We start from the raw sequence: 18,548 nt of genomic DNA on the forward strand, positions 1-18,548 counted from the left end.
TTCAATATGGGTTTGCATCACATAAAAAGGGCTGCAGGTTTGGTTAATCATGGCTTTGGCCAATAAAGCCAGTTTGCCATCATCACTGCAGGATGGCACCAGGACTAAAAATTCATCACCACCAAAGCGGCTTAAGACCGCCTCTTGGGGCATCACCGCCAACAACCGCTGCGCCAGCTGCTGCAATACCAAATCACCGGCCGAATGGCCGAGCGAATCGTTTACAGGTTTAAAGTTGTCCAGATCCAGAAACAACACCGCCAGACGCTGATGTTGGTCACGGCATTGTTTTAACAATTGCTGATAACTGAGTTCGGCCAAAATACGATTGGGTAAAGTTGTGAGTCTGTCATGATGTGCCAGTCGTTCAATTTCCAGCTGACTTTGCTTTACCCTTTCGTTTTCAAGTTGCAACGACTGTAATAAACGGCGCAGATCCTTGGTCAGCAAAAACACACTAAAGCCAGTGATTAATAAAATAACGGCCACGTAAACAAGGCTGTTCCAGCCGACGGTCTGGAGCTGGTTCACCAGTACACCTTGCATGCTAAGCAATGCCAACAGACCACAAAAGCCAAGGCAATACAGCAACAAAGACAAAAACAACCCATTGCTGCCAAGAATGGCGGCATACACCAACACACAGGGGTAACCAAAAATAGCGATATCGTGCAAGCCGCCATTGGTATAAGCGAGGCCAGATAACATTAACACCAGCGACCACAGCAGAATATAAGCCGCCAGCAGGGTTTTGTGATAACAAGCCACCACGCCGGCCACAGCCAGTGCCAGACAACCACCGAGCAGCCATAATTTGGTGCTGCCGGCAGCAACCGCCATGGCCAGCACCAGACCAACAAAAGACACCGCTATAATTTGCAGCAGGCGTTTTAAACGAAAACCGTTCAGTTGTTGCAACGGATCTGCAGCACCGACCGGCTCAGCCAATTTTTCCAGCATAAAAAACAACACCAACCCACTGCGTTTATCTAATGTTGTAAAGATAGTTCTGATTTTGCTGATAAAGCCTGATTTTGCAAAGAAAATCAGCCATCTGATTATTTTTCAATCAGGATGTGCAGCGCCAGCCCTGCCAAAAAGCTGTGGTGGCATCAGGTGATGTCGTTATAGCCTCTGGCTAAAGGCAATCACAACAGAATTTCACCTTGCTGCCGGCGCAATAAGCTGGCTTGTTCCTGCACCCGTTTAAGTTCAGTGTTGACCATCAGCTGCCAGGCCTGCCAACAGCAAAATACCAGCACCAGCATTAACAAAGCCACTGTGGTTGCCAGCACAGGCAGCTTGGCTAGGTGGTTAAAACGGCAAAATAACAACAGCTCCGCCGTCAATAACAACAAAACCCCGTTAAAAGCCCAGCCCCGGCAAATACGCTGCCTGCTTCTGCTGTATTCATACAACTGGGCAAAACGCTCCGACTGCGCCAGCACCAGAGTTTTATCCAGATGAAACTGCGCCTGTCCGCCCGGATACAGCTGTTGTTGTTTGTGCTCAACCCACCACAGATTAAACAACCTGTCGGCAAAACGGTCAGTCACTATGCCAAGCAGATAAATCAGCACCAGCGCAGGCAATGCAGCGGCCGGCTCTGCCAGTAGCTGTTGTAACAGCGAAGGGTCAACCCCCAACACAGCGAGCAATAACATGGCAAGAGCGCCAAAAGCGCCCAGCCCAACAACAATAAGTTCAACAAATAAATCTGTGGTCGACATAACGGCTCCGGTAAATAACCAACACCATCTTCCGGCCGGACTGATGGCAAAGCGCTGTGGGGCATCAGGGTACCAAAGGCGACAACAGCGCTGGCATAGGTGTAGCTGATATGCGCCATAACAGCCAGATCCGGCCTTTGCCATGACGTGCTTGCCTCAAGCAGCGTTGCAACCAGGCTGTAGCTCAACTTACAATCCGGTCTTTATGCTATTTAACAGGCAACAACCATGGATTATCAGGCCGCCACCAGCTTGTTATTACAAAAAGATGCTTTTCGGTTGCGTTGCCTGCAGGCTGCTTTGTCGCTGCAACTGACGGATTGGTATCTGGGCGCCGGATTTTTGCGTAATGCCATCTGGGATCACCTGCACCAGCATGCAACTGCAACCCCACTGAATGACATAGATTTAGTCTATTTTGACGCCACCGATCTCAGCATCAGTGCAGAACAACGTTATACAACAATGCTCAGCACCTTAATGCCAGATGTACAGTGGGAAGTAAAAAATCAGGCCAGAATGCATCTGTATCATCAGCATCAACCTTATCAAAATTGTGCCGAAGGCATTCAACAATGGGTAGAAGTGCCAACTTGTGTTGGTGTACGGTTAGAAGCTGACGGTAGCTTCAGTTATTACAGCACTTTTGGTTTACAACACAACTGGTCACTGGAGCTTAAGATCAATCCGCTCAATCCAAGACCGGCACTTTTTCAACAAAGAATACAACAAAAAGGCTGGCTGCAACTCTGGCCAAAATTGCGGCTTATCACAGCTGAATAAACGGCGTTTTACACCATCAGACTGGCGGTTAAGGTCAACCGGAGCGGATATGGGTCGGGCTTTTACTGGCAACAACAGTGCTCAGCGGCCAGATGATTGCCGCTGAACACTGACAATAAGCTCAATAACAGATGGCAGCTGCTGCGCCTTGTTATTTTGTTGATCGCGACAGATCCCGCGCTGCTTTAAACTCTTTGCCTTCATACCAGTTTGGCCACAGGGCAGAATTGGCAAGTTCGGTACCCACCTGATAATACAACCATAAATCCTGTTGTGAACCACGCAGGTCCCAGGCCGGACTAAATTCATCATTTACTTTATGGTAATAGTTGGCGGTGTAATCACGCCTTTTTGCCAGGCCCCATGCTTTGCCATGCAAAAAGCTGTCGACCCCCCCTCTGGCATACAACATAGGCACCCCAAAACGCGCCAGCTGGAAATGGTCTGAGCGGTAATAAAAACCATCTTCAGGGGTTGGCTCGGGCCCGATATACCGGCCCTGTGCTTTGGCGTATTTATCCAACAGAGGTTCAAGTTCAGAGGCGCCATAGCCAAACACCTGCACATCCCGCATCGGGCCATACACGTTCATCACATCCATGTTAATGCCCGCCACTGTTTGCGACAGCGGAAACAGCGGGTTGGCAGCGTACCAGCGCGAGCCCAACATGCCACGTTCTTCAGCTGTGACGGCAATAAACACCACTGAACGTTTTGGCGCGACGCCCTGGCTGAACTTTTCCGCCAGCGCCAGCAAACCGGCAATACCACCGGCATTGTCCTGAGCGCCGTTAAAAATTTTGTCTTCTTTGCGACTGAAATCGAGGCCAAAGTGGTCCCAATGCGCCATATAAAGCACGGCTTCATCCGGTTTTTCGCTGCCTTTGATATACCCAATCACATTGTGTGAATCGATTTCCCTGAGCTGATTTTTAATTTGAATCGACGCTTTGCCATCTAGCGGTATCGCCTGGAAATCAGCTTGAATAGCTTTGGCACGCAAACTTTGCAGACTGTGGCCACGGGCAGCAAAAATCTGCTCGGCACTTTCAGTGGTCAACCAACCTTCAACTGCAGCTTTGTGCATATTTTTGTTAGGAGCGCTTAACTCAAAACGGATCGGGCTGGTGCCTGCCACCACATTCCAGCCATAAGCAGCGGCATCGGTTTCGTGCACTATCAGCGCCATAGCAGCACCTTGTCTGGCCGCTTCTTCAAATTTGTACGTCCAGCGGCCGTAATAAGTCATGGCTTTGCCGGTAAAAAGTTTGGCATTGCCGGTGGCAAAACCCGGATCGTTCACCAGAATCACCACAGTTTTGCCTTTTACATCGACATTTTTGTAGTCGTTCCAGCCGTATTCAGGCGCCACTATGCCGTAACCAACAAACACCATGTCGCTGTTTTGCACCGATACTTCAGGCAACATCCGGGTCGACCAGGCCATCATCTGGCTTTTATAGCTCAGCGCTTTCGGAAGCTTGTCGCCACTGAGTTGCAAGCTGGATACAGCCACAGGGTCAATCTGCACCACAGGCACTGCCTGGCGGTAACTTTGTTTGGCAAAACTTTGCAAGCCAAGACGTTGAAAGTGTTGCTCTATATAAGCAACAGTGCGCTCTTCCCCCACAGTTGCCGGTGCTCTGCCCTGCAACTCATCGGACGCTACTTCGGCAAAATAACGGCCAAAGTTTGCATTAAATTCTGTTTGCTGCAGCTGCGCTGTCGCAGTTTCTGCCGCAGTTGCCGCGCCAGATCCAACCCCAGGCCAGCTGAATATCAGCAAGAACAGGCCTGAATAAAACATCATTTTTTTCTGCATTTTCTTCCCCCCTTTTTCGGTTCACGAAAAAAAACGGCGGTACCAACCGCCGTTTTTATCAAAGCTGCCGTTATTTGCCGGCTAAAGATGCATCCCGTGCTGCTTTAAACTCTTTGCCTTCATACCAGTTTGGCCAGGCGTTCGAGTCGGCGAGGTCGCGGCCAACACGGTAATACAGGAATAAATCCTGCTGCGCGCCGCTTAAATCCCAGCTGTCGTTATATTCATCTTCCACTTTGTGGTAACAACAAGTGTTGAAGTTCTTCGCTTGCTCTAAACCCCACTCTTTGCCGTTGGCAACACTATCCACGCCGCCTTTGGCGTACAACATAGGTACACCGGCTTTGGCCAGGTTAAAGTGGTCTGAGCGGTAATAAGAACCAGCTGCCGGATTTGGCTCAGGTGCAATATAACGGCCTTGCTCTTTGGTGTATTTTTCTAAAATCACTTCAAGCTCTGAGTTGCCATGGCCAACCACCACCATATCTTTCATCGGACCATTAACGTTCATCACGTCCATATTGATACCAGCGATGGTTTTATTCAGTGGGAACAATGGGTTTTTTGCATACCAGGCCGAACCTAATAAACCACGTTCTTCAGCGGTGACAGCAACAAAAGCTACACTACGTTTTGGTTTTGGCTGGGAGGCATAATATTCAGCCAGGGCCATTAAACCACCAGTGCCTGAAGCGTTGTCCACAGCACCGTTAAAGACTTTATTTTTCGGGTTAGAAAAGTCCACGCCCAGATGATCCCAGTGCGCCATATACAGCACCACTTCATCCGGTTTTTCTGTGCCTTCAATAAAACCAGCGACGTTGCCTGATGTTAATTCACGCACGTTACTTTTTACCGAAACAGAAGCTTTGATATTCAGCGGCACTGGCGCAAAATCTTTGCTCAGCGCTTTTTTACGCATAGATTCAATATCTTCGCCAATAGTGGCAAAAAGTGTATTGGCAGACTCTGTGGTGACCCAACCTTCAATGGCGGAGCGATCGGCATTTTTGTTGGGGTTAATTAAGTCAAACTTGGTGGCAGAACCGCCGGCAACCACATGCCAGCCATAAGAAGCAGCTTCGGTTTCATGAACTATCAGCGCCATAGCTGCGCCCTGACGGGCCGCTTCTTCAAACTTGTAAGTCCAACGACCGTAATAGGTCATGGCATTACCGGTAAAAAGCGCCGGATCTTTAGTGGCAAAACCAGGATCGTTGACAAACATCACCACTGTTTTGCCTTTTACGTCCAGGCCTTCATAGTCGTTCCAGTTGTATTCAGGCGCCACTATGCCGTAACCCACAAACACCATGTCGGATTCTTTCACTTCTGAAAGCTCAGTGACGCGGGTGGTCCAGGTAAACATCTGGTCGCGGTATTTAAAAGGCGCCGGCGCTTTGTCACCGCTAAAAGTCATGTCTGACACTTCTTTCGGGTCAATTTGCACCAGTTGCACCGGCTGCACAAAACTGTCGCCGACCAGCGGTTTTAAACCGATGTTTTTAAAATGGTCAGAGATATAAGCCAAAGTGAGTTCTTCACCTTTGGTGGCCGGCGCCCTGCCCTGAAATTCATCTGACGACAAAGTTTTAATATATTCACCCAGTTTTGGGTTCATTAAAGAGTCTGGCAGTGCGGTATTAGCGGCTGCTGTGGCGGCCGGTGCAGTGCTTTCGGCACTTGCTGTGGCAGCTGCTGGTGCTGCTTTGTTTTCTTCTGCAGGCGTTGGCGGCTTTGAGCAAGCAGCCAGGCCAAGGCAGGCAGAAAGCGCCAGCGATGTTCCTGATAACCAAAAATTCGCTTTCATAAAAGCTCCGGTGGATTGTTATTCACATCATTATTATTGGAATAGATTGTGCCATTCAAAGCACAGGCGGTTGGATGTTAACAAAGCACAGCAGCTACTGGCTAGTTCATCTAACGCAGCAACTGCTCTGTCGGACTGAATCACAGTGTCGGGCGGAAGCGTTTTATTTGTGGCCCCATGGCGCCGGTGGTGCTGTCACTGCTTTGGTTAAATCAAATTCCACCATAAATTCACGGCCTTCCCGTTTTAAACCATAACGGTAAATTTTGCCGGGCTGAATTTCCAGCAGCCAGGTGTTGCCGTTGGACACGGCCATCTTATTGGCAATAAACATGTTTTTGGAATATTGGTCGGCCGGGAATAGCTGGAGTTCTGCAGTGCCTGTTGTGGTGGTGTCACCACCATACATTGTGACTTTATCGGCACTGCCGTCTTTGTGGCGGTGATCGTGTTTTAATCTCAGGCCAGTGTCGGTTTTACTAATCACCCAGGTGCGGGATCTGTCTTCGCCAACATGGAACGGCACTTTAATTTCAGTGTCACTGCATTCACGCACATGCATCAGCAGTGGCTGGCTGCGCATTTTGTCGTCGCTGGCATTACCTTTCACAACTGTGCCCACAAAAGCTTTGCCACAAAGCGCGGTAAGATTCTGAAAAAACTGCTGTTGTGTTGCTGTTATGTTATTAGCAAAAGCGCTGTTGGCACTACACAACAACACAGCCCCCAATAAAGCTTTGTGAGTAAAAAAGCGGGAAAAAATCATAAAGTCTCCTGTTCAGTTGCGCCGACTATACAAAGTGCATTTTTAGTCTGCAAATAAAAGCGGTCAGCACGCCAAAACTACCGCCGGATCAAGCCTTTGTTGCCTATCGCCTTTGTTGGCAAGTCATTTGCTGCTCACCCATACTCAACAATACCCTAAGCTGAGAACTTGTTGTTATGTTGATCATGCCCGCGCCACAGCTGCTGCTGAGTGTTTTTGCCAAAGTAGAAACTTTTGGTCAGATTGCAGACACGCCTTTTGGCGTGGGTTATCAGCTGGATGGTTTACAGGTGGCGGTGAGTTTTTTTGGTCATCAGGTGTATTTTTGTTATCAGGGTGCTGTGCTGGTGCTTGAGAGTGACACCCGACTGAGTTTTGCTGAGCCTGAGCACTGGCAAAATAGCCCTCTGCTGGACAACATCAGCGCCATTGACCGGCGTTTTACCAGTTAAACGCAACCACTGGCCCTTCACCGCTCTGGTCGGCTGCATACGTTTGCAGGAACAACGCCGGCAACAGCCTTTATGCTAGCATGGAGCTCAAGTTAGCCGAATGAATCATATAAATGAACAAATTCAAACACTTATCATCAGCTATTGCCACTTTATTGCTGCTGGGCTGTCAGCCGGCAGCAGAACAAAAAGCCGAAACTCAAGTGAGTAAACCACTGCAGGTTCAGGACACCAAAAATCAAATTGCTGAAAAGCCGCAAGGTAAAGTTGTGATTTATCAGGCCTTTACCCGTCTGTTTGGCAACAGCAACAACAACAATCAGCCTTGGGGCACAAAAGCGCAAAATGGCGTGGGTAAATTTAACGATATCAATGACGCAGCACTGTTGTCGTTAAAAGCTATGGGCGTCAGCCATTTATGGTTAACCGGGGTGCCACACCATGCGTTGGTCGCTGACTACAGCGCTTATGGCATCAGCCATGACGACCCTGATGTGGTGAAAGGTCGTGCCGGCTCCCCTTATGCGGTGAAAGATTATTACAGCGTCAATCCGGATCTGGCGGTTGATCCGGCCAACCGTATGGATGAATTTAAAGCGCTGTTAAACCGCGCCCACCAGCAGGGTATTAAAGTGATCATCGATATAGTGCCCAACCATGTGGCGCGCCATTATCTGTCTTTAGGCAAACCTGACGGCGTGCATGATTTTGGCGCTGACGACAACACAACGCTGGAATATCACAAACACAACAACTTTTATTATGTACCTGGCCAGGCTTTTGTGGTGCCAGATACCAATATCAAGCCACTTGGCGGTGAAGCTCACCCGCTTGCTGATGGCAAATTTGCTGAAATGCCGGCCAAATGGACCGGCAATGGCGCACGTGCTGCCAAACCCGACCAAAACGACTGGTACGAAACAGTTAAAATTAACTATGGTGTCAAACCAGACGGCAGTTACGATTTTGACCGCTTGCCCGCTGAATACAACACAAAAAGTTATGCTGAACATGCCACTTTCTGGCAAGGCAAAGAGCTGCCAAATTCCTGGCTGAAATTTCGCGATATCACGCAGTTCTGGCTGGATTTGGGCGTCGATGGTTTTAGGTTTGATATGGCCGAAATGGTGCCGGTAGAATTCTGGAGTTATTTAAACAGCAACATCAAACTAAAAAAACCGGATGCTTTGTTGCTGGCCGAAGTGTATCAGCCCAAGCTTTACCGCGATTATGTCCAGCTTGGCAAAATGGATTATCTGTACGACAAAGTAGGGGTTTACGACAGCCTGAAACTGTTGATGCAAGGTAAAGGCACGGCATCTTCGGTGCTTGGTAAACAAGCCGAAGTGGCCGATATCGACCAGCATATGTTGAAGTTTTTAGAAAACCACGACGAGCAGCGTATTGCCAGCCCGGAGTTTGCCGGTTCTGCACAAAAAGGCAAACCCGCTATGGTGGTGTCCACCCTAATAGGCAAAGCCCCTACTCTGTTGTATTTTGGCCAGGAAGTGGGTGAAGCAGCTGCGCTTGACGCCGGTTTTGGCAAACCAAGTCGCACCAGTATTTTTGATTATGTGGGCGTGCCTGCCCATCAAGGCTGGCTGAATGGCGGCAAGTATGATGGCGGCGGCTTAACAGCAGCGCAAAAACAGCTGCGTGATTTTTACCAGAAACTGCTGAGCTTCAGCAGCCAAAGTAGCGCACTTCAGGCTGAATTTTATAACCTGCATCAGCCAAACCTGGCGGCCAGTGGCAAGAACCAGGCCAACAGCAAAAGCCAATATAGCGAACAACAACTGAGTTTTGCCCGCTGGAACACAGCGGAAAAGCTGGTTGTGGTTGCTAACTTTGCTGATACCGAGGCCAGTTTTACCCTGCAACTGCCGGCAGATCTGCTGCAACAATGGGGCTGGCAACAAGGTGAATACCAGTTCACCGATATACTGACAGGCCAGACTCAGTCACTACACATTCAAACTGACGCGAGATCGCTGCAGGGGGCGTTCACACTACAATTAGCACCACTGGCTTCAGTGGTGCTGCAGCATAAAACAACTGCGGCACAAGGGCGCTAACAACCACGCCAGCAGAAACGGAACAGCATCAAGTCACTTTTGGCAATGGCTTGATGCTGTTATTGTAAAACTCAGATAACACTTGAAATTAAACACTGGCCGGGGAATTTATTTTCATGCTGCTGGTCAGTTGCATTCAGACATCATCCTCACAATACAATCAAGCGGAGCAACAATGCTGAAATCAGGCCGGTTATTGGTGGTATGGCTGCTGGGTGCAGCCGGCTTTGTCTGCACGCTCAACCAGGCAGTGGCAAAAGCCGACATCACATTTGAAATTTCCACTCTGGCGCCTATGCCTATCGCAGTACAGGAAATTTACCCCACATTACATCAAGGCGAAATTTATGTGGCGGGCGGTTTAAGCGATAGCCTGCCGCTTGCACAGGGCCAGATGACGGATGCGCTGCAAATTTATAACCCGGCACAAAACCGTTGGCTGATGGGGCCCAAGCTGCCTGAGCCGCGCCATCATGCCATGCTGGTCAGCACCAAAGATGCGCTGTGGATTATCGGTGGTTTTGTCAAAAACCCAACAAGCCTGACAGCCAATACTGCGCTTAGCGACAATCAACAGCAAAATGCACAAGTCAAAGCCAGCGATTTCTGGCAACAAGGCAACTGGATGGCCAGTGCCGATGTGTTAAAGCTGCCAAATGGCAGCAAAAACTGGCAAAAAGTGGCAAGGTTGCCGGCACCTTTGGCCGAAACTGTCAGTTTTGTGTTGGGGGATCATATTCATCTGGTGTCGGGCCGAAGCCCACAAGGCAAAGACAACAGCGAATGGGGCCATCACCAGGACACTGCTGTGCATTATGTGTTGAACGTCAAAACCCTGCAGACCCAGCAATTAGCACCAGTCGCAGCTGCCAGAAACAGCGCAGCCCTTGTTATGGTGCAGCAACAAGCTTATTGGGTTGGTGGCCGCCATCGCAACCTTGGCAATCTGGCCGGCAGCGCCCGTTTTGACCCAAACACACAAAGCTGGCAGAGCATCAATGATATGCCTCAAGCTCAGGCCGGTCTTGCCGCTGCCGCCATCGGCAACAACCTTTATGCTTTTGGTGGTGAAGGTGCCAACAATAAAAGCGGTGTTTTTGCCGGGATTTGGCGTTTTGACATCACTACAAAACAATGGCAGAGCGCCGGTGAAATGCAGCCAGCCCGGCATGGTCATGGTGCTGTGGCCGACAAAGATGCAATTTATATTTTAGGTGGTGCCACCACACAAGGCTTAAAACACAGCACGGCGTTAATGCAGCTATACCGCCCCACCCAGCCAACGACAAAAAGCAGCCAGCGTTAAACTGTGGTGGCTACTTATTGTGCCTTAGCTGACAGCGCCGGCTTTTGCATGGGCAGTCAGATAATTTACATATCTATTTTCTGTAACATGACAAAAAAGTTGCGGCTTATTTTCTGAAAAAGCCGGACTGTTAGCAGATTTTCACTGGAAAAAACTCAGATTTCAGGTATGGTGTGCAGGTTTTTTACCCCCTGAAGGCGCGGGGGCCCTGACCGACGTTTAATCAGCTTTGGCACCCGGACAGACTGCATAGCAATGCAGCCTGCCGTTTTTGCTTTTATAAAGCTGCTAGTCTGTTGTTGATGCTGTTATTTTTGCTCCTTTATTGAGGAATCACCACATGCGTTTTTATTTCCCTCTGGTCATTATTGACGAAGATTTCCGCTCGGAAAACACCAGCGGCTCCGGCATTCGCGAACTGGCGTCTGCTATTGAAAAGGCCGGTATGGATGTGGTGGGTTACACCAGTTATGGTGATTTAACCTCATTCGCCCAACAACAAAGCCGCGCAGCCGGTTTTATTTTGTCGATTGACGACGAAGAATTTGGCAGCGGCAGCAAAGAAGAAAGCCAGTCGGTGCTGGCGCAACTGCGCAGTTTTGTTGAACAAATCCGCCACCGCAACCCGGATATTCCTATTTATCTGTACGGCGAAACCCGCACCGCCCGCCATATTCCTAATGACATTTTGCGTGAGCTGCATGGTTTTATTCATATGCATGAAGACACGCCGGAATTTGTGGCACGCCATATTATCCGCGAAGCCAAAAGTTATTTAGACAGCCTGGCGCCACCGTTTTTCCGCGCCCTGACCCATTATGCGCAGGACGGCTCTTACAGCTGGCACTGCCCGGGTCACTCTGGTGGTGTTGCCTTTTTAAAATCACCGGTTGGCCGTATGTTCCACCAGTTTTTTGGTGAAAATATGCTGCGCGCCGATGTTTGTAATGCGGTAGATGAACTGGGCCAATTGCTGGATCACACAGGCCCTGTTGCGGCTTCTGAGCGTAACGCCGCCCGCATTTTTAACGCCGACCATTTGTTTTTTGTGACCAACGGCACTTCAACCTCCAACAAAATTGTCTGGAACAGCACAGTAGCGCCGGGCGACATTGTGGTGGTCGACCGTAACTGCCATAAATCTATTTTGCACGCCATTATGATGACAGGTGCGCTGCCGGTGTTTTTAATGCCAACGCGCAACCATTACGGCATTATCGGCCCTATTCCGCGCAGCGAATTTGAACCAGCTACCATTCGCCGCAAAATGGAAGCCAACCCTTTTATCCGTGAAGTATTAAAAACCAACCCGGACGTAAAACCAAGGGTGCTGACCATTACCCAAAGTACTTATGACGGTATCTTGTATAACGTCGAAGAAATTAAGTCCTTGCTCGATGGTGAAATTGAAACCCTGCATTTTGATGAAGCCTGGTTACCACACGCCGCTTTCCACGATTTTTATGGGGATTACCACGCCATTGGTGAAGGCCGGCCGCGTTGTGACACTTCGATGGTGTTTTCAACCCAGTCCACCCATAAACTTTTAGCCGGTATTTCGCAGGCGTCGCAAATTCTGGTGCAGGACGCCAATCAGAATAAACTCGACACCAATTTGTTTAACGAAGCTTATCTGATGCACACCTCGACCAGTCCGCAATACGCCATTATTGCCTCTTGTGATGTGGCAGCTGCCATGATGGAAGCGCCGGGCGGCACTGCGCTGGTGGAAGAATCGCTGGATGAAGCTTTGGAGTTTCGCCGTGCCATGCGCAAAGTGGACGACGAATATGGTGACGACTGGTGGTTTAAAGTCTGGGGCCCGGACGATTTAACAGCCGAAGGTTTAGATGGCCGTGAATCCTGGATGTTACATGCCGACGAAAACTGGCATGGTTTTGGTCCTATCGCTGAAGGTTTTAACCTGCTCGACCCTATTAAGGCCACCATTTTAACGCCTGGCCTGAATGTTGACGGCAACTTCTCCGACTCTGGCATTCCGGCAGCCATAGTGGCCAAATATCTGGCTGAACACGGTGTGGTGATTGAAAAAACCGGCCTGTATAGCTTCTTTATTATGTTTACCATCGGCATTACTAAAGGCCGCTGGAATACCATGGTGACAGCGCTGCAGCAGTTTAAAGACGACTACGACAAAAACGCCCCTTTATGGCGGGTTTTACCGGAGTTTATTCAGGCTTTCCCACAATATGAGCGTATTGGTTTAAAAGACTTGTGTGACCAAATTCACGACATTTACCGCGCCAATAACATTGCCAAACTGACCACTGAAATGTATTTGTCAGAAATGGTACCGGCAATGAAACCAGCCGATGCTTTTGCCCGCATGGCCCACAAAAAAATCGAACGGGTGCCGCTGGACGAACTGACCGGCCGTATTACAGCCGTCATGCTGACCCCTTACCCACCTGGAATTCCGCTGTTGGTGCCTGGCGAAGTTTTTAACGAAACTATTGTCAGCTACTTAAAATTTGCCCGTGAATTTAACGGCAAGTTCCCTGGTTTTGAAACTTATATTCACGGCCTGGCTTCAACCGAAATAGATGGCAAAAAAGTGTATTATGTCGACTGTGTGGCTTAAGCCAACAGTCAATAATCAATAGTGCTGTAGCTGTGTAGTGTTCTGACTGACAGCTTGTTGCTACGCCAAAGGCGCTGTTAAAACAGCGCCTTTTTTATCGGCGTTTTTCCACCACAAAACGTCTGCTGAACACAAGGGGCACTGTCGCTCACAGCAGCACCTGGTCCTTTTTACCAGACCAGGCTGACCCCAGATACCACAGCAGCATCCCAATATCACACAAATTAATCTTTGATTAACCAAATTAAAACCATAACAAAACAATAATAACATTATGATTTGTCTGGTTTTTTTACAAAAGCTGTTTTTGCAACAACACCAACAAGCCTAGTTACAGCTGTCACTGTTGGGTAACTTATTGTTTTGTATTTTATTAAATTCTAATGCTCAGACTGTGGCTTATTTTATGCACAAAGCTTTCGCTTCATGCACTCAGCAGGTAAGGATCGGGCGCCCGCCCATCCTTGTGGTCCGTTGGGTTCATTGTCTGCCGATAAAAACATAACAATAGAGGAATGCACTTTGAATCAGCGTCATATCAATACCTCATACAAACACAACCCCCTCACAAAACTCAGCACCCTGGCCTTACTGGTCGGCCTTGGCATGGGCCAGGCACAAGCCAGCAGTGTCAGCGTTGCAGAAGCCGAAGGTGGCAATCTGTGGTTTGTTGAACTGACAGCCCAGCCCGTTGCCTCAGGCAACAGCAAAAAAAATGTTCAGGCCGCCAAAACTGCCTTTCGTCAGGCAGCAAACGAAGCTGGTGTGAACTTTAAAGAACGTCGTGCTTTTGACACCCTGTTTAATGGTTTTTCAGTAGAAATCAGCCCGGGCGAGCGCGCTAAATTAATGCAAATTGATGGTGTTAAAGCAATTTATCCGGTGGAAGTCATTCAGGCACCTAAAGCGGAAACCATCAATACAGGTATTATCGGTGACATGGCAACCGCCTTGTCGATGACAGGTGCAAACATTGCACAAAACAGTCTGGGTCTGGACGGCAGCGGCATTAAAGTGGCTGTGATGGACACTGGTATTGATATTGACCACCCTGACTTTGGCGGCAGCGGCGCTAATGGCACCACCAGCTTCCCAACAGCACGGGTGCAATATGGTTACGACTTTGTTGGTGATGCTTTTAACGCCGACTCCAGCAGCCCAAGTTACAACCCGGTGACAACACCGGATAATAATCCGGACGACTGTGGTGGCCACGGTACCCACGTTGCCGGCATTGTGGGTGCCAACGGCACTGTGAAAGGTGTAGCGCCAGCTGTTACTTTTGGTGCTTACCGGGTGTTTGGTTGTAATGGCAGCACCACAGCAGATGTGATGATTGCCGCAATGGAACGTGCTTATGCCGACGGTATGCATGTGTTAAATATGAGTATTGGTTCGGCCTTCCAATGGCCACAATACCCAACAGCTCAGGCGGCAGACCGTCTGGTGGCCAAAGGCATGGTGGTGGTTGCTTCTATTGGTAACAGTGGTGCCAGCGGTTTGTATTCAGCAGGTGCTCCAGGCCTTGGTAAAGATGTGATTGGTGTGGCTTCATTTGATAACAGCCATGTGCTGCAGTCGGTGGCTACAGTCAATGGTCAGGATGTAGGTTATGCGCCTATGACCTTCTCACCCCCTATTCCAACTACAGGTGGTGGTGAAGTTGTTGCGGTAGGTGAAGCTTGTTCTGCGCTGGCAGCTGGTTCTTTAACCGGCAAAATTGCGCTGGCAGCCCGTGGCACCTGTGCTTTTGGCGTGAAAGCAACCAATGCTATTAATGCCGGTGCTGATGCAGTGTTAATTTCTAACAATGCACCAGGTCCATTTGGTGGCACTCTGGGTGCACCTATTCCAAATGGTAAGCCTGTGGTCAGTATTTCTCTGGCCGATGGCAATGCCATCCGTGCTATGGCGGCTCCAGTGTTAACCTGGACTGACCGCAGTGGCAGCTTCCCATCAGCCACTGGTGGCCTGATCTCCAGCTTCAGCTCTTATGGTTTGTCGCCTGATCTGGCGTTAAAACCGGATATTGGTGCTCCTGGTGGTAATATTTATTCAACTTACCCACTGGAAAGTGGCGCTTTTGCCACTTTAGGTGGTACTTCAATGTCGTCCCCTCATGTGGCGGGTTCAGTGGCCTTGTTACTGCAAGCAAAACCAGGCACAGCACCGGCTTCAGTGCGTGACATTCTGCAAAACAGTGCAGATCCGAAAAACTGGCAGGGCAGCCCAGGCTTAGGTTACCTCGACCAGGTGCACCGTCAGGGTGCTGGTATGCTGGATATTGCCGGCAGTATTTTGGCAACTACCCTGGTCACTCCGGCTAAAATTGCCACCGGTGAAGGCGAAGCAGGTGCATTTACCCAACGTCTGACTATTCAGAACTCGGGTGCTGAAGCAGTGACTTATAACATGAGTTCAGTCAATGCCTTATCAACAGGCGGTGTAGTGACGCCTTCGGCCAGCCTGAGTAATGCCACTGTCACTTTCAGCAGCCCAACGGTTGAAGTTCCGGCCGGCGGCAGCGCTACTGTGGATGTCACCATTAACCCGGCTACTGCTCCGGTTAATGGGCAGTATGGTGGTTATGTGGTGTTAACCCCAACCACTGAAGGTCAGGTCTATCGTGTGCCATTTGCCGGTTTTGTTGGTGATTATCAGGCGATCCCAACTGTCACCCCAACAGCCAGTGGTTTCCCATGGGCGGCAAAACTGAACGGCGGTTTCTTCAACAAGTGTGTAGACGACTGTAACTTCAGCATGCAGGGTGACGACATGCCATTCTTCCTGGTGCATTTTGAACATCAGGCGCAATACATGGAAATGAATATCCTGCATGCGGGCAATATGACTCCGGTACATCCGGTATTCCACAAAACCAACGTTGAAGAGTACCTGCCACGCAACAGCACTGCGACTGGTTTCTTCACTTTTGGCTGGGATGGTACCCGTATCCATAGCAATGGTGGCAAAGGTAAAACCAAAATGGTACCTAACGGCAGTTATGTACTGGAACTCAAAGTGTTAAAAGCTTTGGGCGACCCAAACAATGCTGCACACTGGAATACCTGGACTTCACCGGTGATCACTATTAACAGGCCTTAACAGTCAAACGCCGGCGGCTAACCCGAGGGTAAAAGCCGGCGTGACAGTCAACCTGAATAAAAAAGCCCGGTGTTAGCACCGGGCTTTTCCTTTTGGATACAGCGCTTACAGAACGACTGCTAAACCACGACTCTGACACCACCGCTCCTGCAACAAGCTCTGGCGCAGCAGCTTGCGGGAACACATCGGTTCAGACTGAGCTTTATTGTTGCAATCAACTAAGGTTAAACCTGCTCCGGCTCCCCTGCCAGCACTATCTGATTGCCCCCTTTGTGTTTGGCGCTGTACATGGCCACATCGGAGCGCAACAACAACTGACGGCTGTCCTGACCATGCTCAGGGTAAAGTGCAATACCAATACTGGGATAAACACAAAATTGTTGTCCGGCCAGCATAAAAGGCGGCAACAAGGCTTGCCGTACTTTTTCGGCAATTTTTAACACTGTGGATTTTTGATCAATCTGCTCGAGCAAAATCACAAACTCGTCACCACCAAAACGGGCCACAGTGTCGGTCTGACGCACAGCCCGCAAGATGCGCTGTGCCGTTTGTTGTAACAGCACATCTCCGGCCTGATGGCCCACCGAATCATTTACCAGTTTAAAACGATCAAGATCCAGATATAACAACGCCAGCGGCCTTTGTTCACGACTGGCTCTTTGTAACGCCAGTTGCAGTCTGTCATGCAACAAGGTGCGATTGGCAAGGCCGGTCAGACTGTCATGCAGCGCCAGCTGCTCCAGCCGCGCCAGCATGGTTCTGCGCTCTATGGCGGCTGAAATCTGCGCAGTGACAAAAGTTAATAAAGCGATATCTTCCGCACTGTAATCCTGGCCTGCGCCCGGATGCAGCAATAATACCCCTTGTAAACCGCTGCCGGATTGCAGCGGCAATGCCAGCCAGCCGGCCTCTTCACAGTCGGCAGGCCATTGTTGTACCTCCAGCTGCTGCGCCACTTGCACACAGAATTTTTTGATGTCTGGCGGGGCAACTTGTGCTGTAGCAGCACAAGTTAACAATTGTTGATAACGGCATTGCCACTGCGCAGTCTCGTCATCAGGCATTGCAATAATAAAATGCTGCACCGGCAACAAAGCAGCCACTATGGCGGCTATCTGCTGATATAACTGCGCCAGATCATCACTCTGATGGGCAGCTTCAGAAATTGCATAGACAGCATTTTGCCGCGCCTGTGCCTGTTTTACCTGACTGATATCACGCGCCACAGCCACCCGGACGCCGTCAGACTGTGACCAGCGCGCTGACCAGGACAAAAACACCGGCTTGCCTTCTTTATGCCGGTAGCGATTTTCAAAGTTGGTAATGGCATCACCGGCCATCACCCGTTCGGCCTGCTGCAGGGTTTTTTCCCTGTCGTCAGACCAGACATAATCAATCATGCGCCTACCAATAAGTTCACGGATGGGATAACCCAGAATAGACTCAGCACTGGCGCTGACATAGACAAAATGTCCTTGTTGATCAACAACACAGATCATATCAAGCAATAGATCGATGTAATTACCAAGCGACTGATAATGTTTAGCTTTCATGTTGGTGAGAACCCTTAACCAGCTGGTTGTAATGCTAAACGCCGGTGGCGGAACGCTAAGAGCCGCCTGAAACGATACAGGCCAATCATAGTTGATTGGCCGTTATTTTACTTTGTTATCTTTTTTTGTGAACAAAGACAGCAGATTGAAAATTCAGCCATCTAAACAGCTAAAAGTGCTGGGCAAAAACCACAAAATCCGTTTTACTGTAGAGCTCGTTTTAGCAACAACCTCAGCTCTGGAGTGATTAATGTTTAAAATAAATCAGTATTTTGATGGTAAAGTGGCATCTATTGCCTTCGCCGGTGAAGAACTGCCGGCAACAGTGGGCGTGATGGCGCCAGGCGAATACGAATTTGGCACCAGCCAGCATGAAACACTGACGATTATCAGCGGTGGGTTAAAAGTGAAATTACCAGGCCAGTCTGACTGGCAACAATTTCAGCGTGGTCAGTCCTTTGAGGTGGCCGCCCATCAGAAATTTCAATTAGACGTCACGCAGGACACGGCATATCTGTGCACTTACGCTTAGTTGACAGGCTGC

13 protein-coding genes are annotated in these 18,548 nt (G+C 49.4%); 7 read left to right on the forward strand and 6 right to left on the reverse strand.

The features are described from left to right. Both RCH83_RS09270 and RCH83_RS09275 read right to left on the reverse strand, forming a co-directional pair. Window positions 1–972: diguanylate cyclase domain-containing protein (locus RCH83_RS09270; RefSeq protein ID WP_306521273.1), on the reverse strand; the 972-nt coding region annotated here is incomplete at its 3' end. Window positions 973–1,148: 176 nt separating this feature from the next. After that, on the reverse strand, window positions 1,149–1,730 hold the full coding sequence (locus RCH83_RS09275; protein ID WP_306521275.1) for a hypothetical protein: 582 nt from the start codon (window positions 1,728–1,730) through the stop codon (window positions 1,149–1,151). A gap of 228 nt (window positions 1,731–1,958) precedes the next feature. Between RCH83_RS09275 and RCH83_RS09280 the strand changes: the two genes are divergently transcribed. Further along, window positions 1,959–2,513, forward strand: a complete 555-nt coding sequence (locus RCH83_RS09280; RefSeq protein ID WP_306521277.1) for a nucleotidyltransferase family protein — start codon at window positions 1,959–1,961, stop codon at window positions 2,511–2,513. 151 nt (window positions 2,514–2,664) lie between these two features. Here the strand turns inward: RCH83_RS09280 and RCH83_RS09285 are convergent, their stop codons facing one another. From RCH83_RS09285 to RCH83_RS09295, 3 genes are all read right to left on the reverse strand, one after another. Continuing rightward, window positions 2,665–4,335, reverse strand: coding sequence for a M28 family metallopeptidase (locus RCH83_RS09285; RefSeq protein WP_306521279.1), 1,671 nt, complete (start codon window positions 4,333–4,335; stop codon window positions 2,665–2,667). 70 nt (window positions 4,336–4,405) lie between these two features. Next, the gene (locus RCH83_RS09290) at window positions 4,406–6,145 is read right to left on the reverse strand and encodes a M28 family metallopeptidase (RefSeq protein ID WP_306521281.1); all 1,740 of its coding nucleotides are present in this window, start codon (window positions 6,143–6,145) and stop codon (window positions 4,406–4,408) included. A 163-nt stretch (window positions 6,146–6,308) separates the two neighbouring features. After that, the gene (locus RCH83_RS09295) at window positions 6,309–6,911 is read right to left on the reverse strand and encodes a hypothetical protein (RefSeq protein WP_306521283.1); all 603 of its coding nucleotides are present in this window, start codon (window positions 6,909–6,911) and stop codon (window positions 6,309–6,311) included. 176 nt (window positions 6,912–7,087) lie between these two features. Here RCH83_RS09295 and RCH83_RS09300 point away from each other — a divergent pair, with 176 nt between their 5' ends. The 5 genes from RCH83_RS09300 (at window position 7,088) to RCH83_RS09320 (ending at window position 16,451) form a co-directional block, all read left to right on the forward strand. Then, the gene (locus RCH83_RS09300; protein ID WP_306521285.1) at window positions 7,088–7,363 is read left to right on the forward strand and encodes a hypothetical protein; all 276 of its coding nucleotides are present in this window, start codon (window positions 7,088–7,090) and stop codon (window positions 7,361–7,363) included. A gap of 113 nt (window positions 7,364–7,476) precedes the next feature. Then, the gene (locus RCH83_RS09305; RefSeq protein ID WP_306521287.1) at window positions 7,477–9,438 is read left to right on the forward strand and encodes an alpha-amylase family glycosyl hydrolase; all 1,962 of its coding nucleotides are present in this window, start codon (window positions 7,477–7,479) and stop codon (window positions 9,436–9,438) included. Window positions 9,439–9,613: 175 nt separating this feature from the next. Further along, the gene (locus RCH83_RS09310; RefSeq protein WP_306521289.1) at window positions 9,614–10,744 is read left to right on the forward strand and encodes a kelch repeat-containing protein; all 1,131 of its coding nucleotides are present in this window, start codon (window positions 9,614–9,616) and stop codon (window positions 10,742–10,744) included. Window positions 10,745–11,084: 340 nt separating this feature from the next. After that, window positions 11,085–13,346: an arginine/lysine/ornithine decarboxylase gene (locus tag RCH83_RS09315; protein ID WP_306521291.1), complete on the forward strand. Its 2,262-nt coding sequence runs from the start codon at window positions 11,085–11,087 to the stop codon at window positions 13,344–13,346. A 522-nt stretch (window positions 13,347–13,868) separates the two neighbouring features. Next, window positions 13,869–16,451, forward strand: coding sequence for a S8 family serine peptidase (locus RCH83_RS09320; protein ID WP_306521293.1), 2,583 nt, complete (start codon window positions 13,869–13,871; stop codon window positions 16,449–16,451). A 224-nt stretch (window positions 16,452–16,675) separates the two neighbouring features. On the opposite strand, the gene RCH83_RS09325 is transcribed toward RCH83_RS09320, so the two are convergent. Next, window positions 16,676–18,004 carry a sensor domain-containing diguanylate cyclase gene (locus tag RCH83_RS09325; protein WP_306521295.1) on the reverse strand — a complete coding sequence of 443 codons (1,329 nt, stop codon included), beginning with the start codon at window positions 18,002–18,004 and terminating at the stop codon, window positions 16,676–16,678. A 250-nt stretch (window positions 18,005–18,254) separates the two neighbouring features. Here RCH83_RS09325 and RCH83_RS09330 point away from each other — a divergent pair, with 250 nt between their 5' ends. Then, window positions 18,255–18,536 (forward strand): pyrimidine/purine nucleoside phosphorylase, encoded by a 282-nt coding sequence (locus RCH83_RS09330; RefSeq protein ID WP_306521297.1) that lies wholly within the window; start codon window positions 18,255–18,257, stop codon window positions 18,534–18,536. Window positions 18,537–18,548 lie beyond the last annotated feature (12 nt).

Origin of the sequence: Rheinheimera sp. (assembly GCF_030824435.1) — a bacterium.
Lineage (GTDB): Bacteria > Pseudomonadota > Gammaproteobacteria > Enterobacterales > Alteromonadaceae > Pararheinheimera.

Excerpts from the sequence above, each read along its gene's own strand:
- RCH83_RS09330 (WP_306521297.1), top strand. The coding sequence starts at position 18,255 with ATGTTTAAAATAAATCAGTATTTTGATGGTAAAGTGGCATCTATTGCC.
- RCH83_RS09280 (WP_306521277.1), top strand. The coding sequence starts at position 1,959 with ATGGATTATCAGGCCGCCACCAGCTTGTTATTACAAAAAGATGCTTTT.
- RCH83_RS09295 (WP_306521283.1), bottom strand. The coding sequence starts at position 6,911 with ATGATTTTTTCCCGCTTTTTTACTCACAAAGCTTTATTGGGGGCTGTG.
- RCH83_RS09325 (WP_306521295.1), bottom strand. The coding sequence starts at position 18,004 with ATGAAAGCTAAACATTATCAGTCGCTTGGTAATTACATCGATCTATTG.
- RCH83_RS09285 (WP_306521279.1), bottom strand. The coding sequence starts at position 4,335 with ATGCAGAAAAAAATGATGTTTTATTCAGGCCTGTTCTTGCTGATATTC.
- RCH83_RS09310 (WP_306521289.1), top strand. The coding sequence starts at position 9,614 with ATGCTGAAATCAGGCCGGTTATTGGTGGTATGGCTGCTGGGTGCAGCC.
- RCH83_RS09305 (WP_306521287.1), top strand. The coding sequence starts at position 7,477 with ATGAACAAATTCAAACACTTATCATCAGCTATTGCCACTTTATTGCTG.
- RCH83_RS09300 (WP_306521285.1), top strand. The coding sequence starts at position 7,088 with ATGTTGATCATGCCCGCGCCACAGCTGCTGCTGAGTGTTTTTGCCAAA.
- RCH83_RS09275 (WP_306521275.1), bottom strand. The coding sequence starts at position 1,730 with ATGTCGACCACAGATTTATTTGTTGAACTTATTGTTGTTGGGCTGGGC.
- RCH83_RS09290 (WP_306521281.1), bottom strand. The coding sequence starts at position 6,145 with ATGAAAGCGAATTTTTGGTTATCAGGAACATCGCTGGCGCTTTCTGCC.
- RCH83_RS09315 (WP_306521291.1), top strand. The coding sequence starts at position 11,085 with ATGCGTTTTTATTTCCCTCTGGTCATTATTGACGAAGATTTCCGCTCG.